General features: G+C 42.4%; 5 protein-coding genes. 1 reads left to right on the forward strand and 4 read right to left on the reverse strand.

Translation table 11 applies throughout. The features are described from left to right. Window positions 1-365 (forward strand): ankyrin repeat domain-containing protein (locus tag Q7J27_10465; protein ID MDO9529566.1); only part of this gene is annotated, 365 nt, incomplete at its 5' end. Window positions 366-526: 161 nt separating this feature from the next. Here the strand turns inward: Q7J27_10465 and Q7J27_10470 are convergent. The 4 genes from Q7J27_10470 to Q7J27_10485 form a co-directional block, all read right to left on the reverse strand. Further along, on the reverse strand, window positions 527-1,243 hold the full coding sequence (locus Q7J27_10470; GenBank protein MDO9529567.1) for a hypothetical protein: 717 nt from the start codon (window positions 1,241-1,243) through the stop codon (window positions 527-529). Window positions 1,244-1,292: 49 nt separating this feature from the next. Next, window positions 1,293-1,748: a hypothetical protein gene (locus Q7J27_10475; protein MDO9529568.1), complete on the reverse strand. Its 456-nt coding sequence runs from the start codon at window positions 1,746-1,748 to the stop codon at window positions 1,293-1,295. 106 nt (window positions 1,749-1,854) lie between these two features. Continuing rightward, window positions 1,855-2,826: a tetratricopeptide repeat protein gene (locus Q7J27_10480; protein MDO9529569.1), complete on the reverse strand. Its 972-nt coding sequence runs from the start codon at window positions 2,824-2,826 to the stop codon at window positions 1,855-1,857. A 63-nt stretch (window positions 2,827-2,889) separates the two neighbouring features. Further along, window positions 2,890-3,603, reverse strand: a 714-nt coding sequence (locus tag Q7J27_10485; GenBank protein MDO9529570.1) for an AAA family ATPase, incomplete at its 5' end; no start/stop codon positions are given.

Here is a 3,603-nt window from a genome sequence, read left to right on the forward strand (position 1 = left end):
TGGCTGCTTGGGAAGGATATACTAAAATAGTAAAGGTCCTAAGAGCGGCCGGAGCGAAAGATGACGACCGAACTAAAGATTTGGAAAAAATGGGCAGGCTAATCAAAGCGGTTAAAGATGGAAATACTGCCGAGGTGAATAGATTGATTCTGGCCGGCGCTGATGTAAATATAAGAGATAGAATCAACTGGACGCCCCTTATGTATGCAGCGGGCAACGGACATACCGGCGTTGTAAAAAGTCTCATAGCGGCCGGGGCGGATGTTAATGCACGGGAGAATTGTGACCTGGACGCATTAATTTTTGCCAAAGGCGAGGGTTACCGAAAAATCATCAGGATGTTACGTAAAGCCGGAGCAAAGTAAATTGGGCGGACCTCGATTAACTTGAAAATTATCTCATTGAATTGTTAACTACGGGGGTGGTTCCTTTGACCGGAATGGGTGGCTCCTGGACCGCGCGGGAATATGCACCCTTAAGGAAATAACGCCTTAGAATCGATTTCTGAGCCATTCTTGAGGCTTTCCTAACCCTTATTATCCCACCTATTCCGCCAATCTTCTCCTAATTTTTCAACCATCATCGCCTCTATGTGTTTTATGGCAACCTTTATCTTCCCGTAACCTGTGTAGCTGGAGGAGTGTGGTTTCATTATTCTGGGAGGCAGGAAACCCGTATCTTCGCCAACTTGGTTTTCAATCCACCGTATAACATCGTAGCCAGTCTTTTCCTGCTTACCGTTAACTTCCCCTAAATCGTGGTCAAGGCTGATAGCTTCAACCCCTCCTGTTTTAAGGAGTTCTATGCACTCATTAGCTGTCTTTACCCAAATCCAGCCAGGATGGTTCCATTTTTCAGGGTCTCTTTCATCGTCTAACCAGATTTTTAGCTTCTTACAAATATCTCCCCATCTTTCAACCATCATTCTATCAATGTGTTCTATGACGAGCTCTATGCCCTTGTGACCCCCGAAGTTAGCAGAATGTGTATCCATTTCTCTAGGGGGTAGATAATCCTTGTTCGTAAAGACTTCTTCCTCTATCCACTTAATAACGTCGTAGCCAGTTTTTTCGTTCTTACCGTTAAATTCCCCCAAATCGTGGTCAAAGCTAATTTCTTCCACGTTTCCCTTCTTCAAAAGTTCTATGCACTCATTAGCTGTCTTTACCCAAGTCCAGCCAGGATGTTCCCAGTCCTTCGGGTCTCTTTCATCGTCTAACCAGATTTTCAATTTATCAGGCATATTCCTCCTGTAAGAAGATTCATTTTCCAACAGATAAATTCAATATCTATTACAAAGCAGAGACATCAAGAACCGTTCCTAATACTTCACCACCAGCAACTACAATTGCATCGTCATCAATTGGAATAGGCATTGAAGTAATTCCTTTTTGTAATTGCTCTATTTTCTTTTTTGAAACAATAAACTCCTCTTTTAAATTATAAACCATAATGAATTGTTTATTATCTACGGTTCTACCAACACGACCCCTAAGATAACCATAATGCTTGGAAAGCTTATACTCTTCGGGAGACATCATAAACGTTGTCTTTTCTTGATGACCTCCTGGAGCTTCCTCTAATTGTCCTTCTGGAGAAATCCAAAAGATGTATTCGCATGTTCCGAATCCTCTATCGTGTGTAGCGCTAACCAAAGCTTTCAATAAATCCCTTGCGGACTTGTTAAAGAAAGCTTCTGTTTCTCTGACAGATCGAGCAAACCGCTCAAACTTATGCAAATTAGTCATTCTATCCTATTTTCCCAACACAAACTGTTAAAAGTTTGATTGCGTTTTCTATAACACTCCAATTGGTAGTTTCAGGTTCATTCACGCGCTATCTTGTCGAAAGGAATCAATCAAATTCATAAAGTATATTTTTTAGAAATTTGTTTGATATTTTTCCACCTAAACACTTGACTTTTTGCATACATTCCCGAACTTTTTTATAGTACCTACTTTCTTTATAAGGAGGGCCAGCGGTACCTTCTCTTAGAGATCCTGACCAGCAAAAACTTTCCGCCGCCTTAATGTATGCGGCGATGGCTTTGTTGCATTCCTTTTTTTGAGAATACATATCCCCGAGACACACATAAACATCTTCATGTTGGGTGCTTTCTTGTGAGAATTCCGAACCAAAAAAGACAGAGGAAAAGATCCCATTAATCTTAATTGCCTTGGTGTAATCTGCAATAGCTTTGTCGTATTCCTTTTTTTTAAAATACACCTTTCCTCTTTCAATGTAGGGATAAGAGTCTTTTGGACCGATTTTTATTGCGCTGTTACAATCCGCAATGGCTTTGTCGTATTCTTTTTTCCTGACGTATATCTTTCCTCGCGTTAAATATACACAACGGAAAGCCCACCGAGATCCCTGATGGGGGTCTCTTATAAGCTTTCTCCATTCACCTTTGGTGATTTTGTCAATCAAGTTGGAGCAACTTTCAATCGCCTTGTTGTAATCATGGAAGGCCTTTTTTTGTTCATTCTTCTTAACGTAAGCGTCTCCCCGAAGAACATAATACCCCGCGACTTCGCTCTCGTTATAATCTAAGAGGGAAAACTGAAAAGTAAGTGATATCAATTTGGTGTAATCAGCGATAGCCTTGTCGTATTCTCCTTGTTCAAGATATGCGTTTCCACGATATTCGTAAGCTGAAGAGTAACAATCGTTTTGTTTTAGACACTCAGTAAAACAGTTAATTACAGGGTCGTAATCCTCTTTTGTACACAAACTACCCTTTTCTTTTATCTCCCATATCTTGTTTCTGGCAACTCTTCCTTCATCACACCACCTCTTAAGAACTTTCATATCCTTCATATCCATAGACTCCTCCTGTGTACAAACTGTTTTATCCGGGTCCACCGGAGTGAAATTCTACTTACAAGGCTAAAACTCAACCATTTTTTCGTCAATGGTTACTTGTTTTTCAATCGCTTGGCTGCCACTATCGCCTACTGCGAATAAATAGGGCTGCAGGACCGCCTCCAAGACGCTGCGCAGTCCGCGGGCACCGGTGCCTCTTTCCGCGGCGATTTGCGCGATTTTTTTCAGCGCTCCTTCTTTGAACTCAACTTCCATGCCAAAAGAGCGGAAGTATTTCTGGTATTCTCCCAGAATTGAGTTCTTAGGTTCAACCATGATGCTCGCAAGATTATTTTCAGATAGCGACGCAAGCGAGCAGATTACCGGGAATCGGCCCAGCAGTTCTGGGATAAACCCGTAACTTTCAAGATCGGCAGGCCCTATGGAAGAGCCGACATTTTCTGAAAATGCGGAACTTGTTTTTGCTGAAACAAACCCGATTCCTGCTTTCCAGCGGCGATTTTCCTTAACAATCCGGTCCAGGCCGTTAAAGGCACCGGCCGCAATAAACAGTATCCGGCTGGTGTCAAGTTCCATCTGTTGTTGCAGGTGATTGCCAAATAAAACATTCCGAGACCCGCCAGACTCCAGAAGGTCAAGGAGTTCTTCCTGGACACTTCGGCCGGAAACATCCCGGTTGCTGTAATGGTCAAAATCAGAACTCTGTTCGGCCAGTTTGTCTATTTCATCGATAAAGATTATACCCTGTTCAGCTTTTTTCCGGTTTCCGCCGGCCTT

The organism is Syntrophales bacterium, from assembly GCA_030655775.1.
Lineage (GTDB): Bacteria > Desulfobacterota > Syntrophia > Syntrophales > JADFWA01 > JAUSPI01.

Bases quoted from the DNA above. Each gene is read 5' to 3' on its own strand.
- Q7J27_10480 (MDO9529569.1), bottom strand. From the start codon at position 2,826: ATGGATATGAAGGATATGAAAGTTCTTAAGAGGTGGTGTGATGAAGGA.
- Q7J27_10470 (MDO9529567.1), bottom strand. From the start codon at position 1,243: ATGCCTGATAAATTGAAAATCTGGTTAGACGATGAAAGAGACCCGAAG.
- Q7J27_10475 (MDO9529568.1), bottom strand. From the start codon at position 1,748: ATGACTAATTTGCATAAGTTTGAGCGGTTTGCTCGATCTGTCAGAGAA.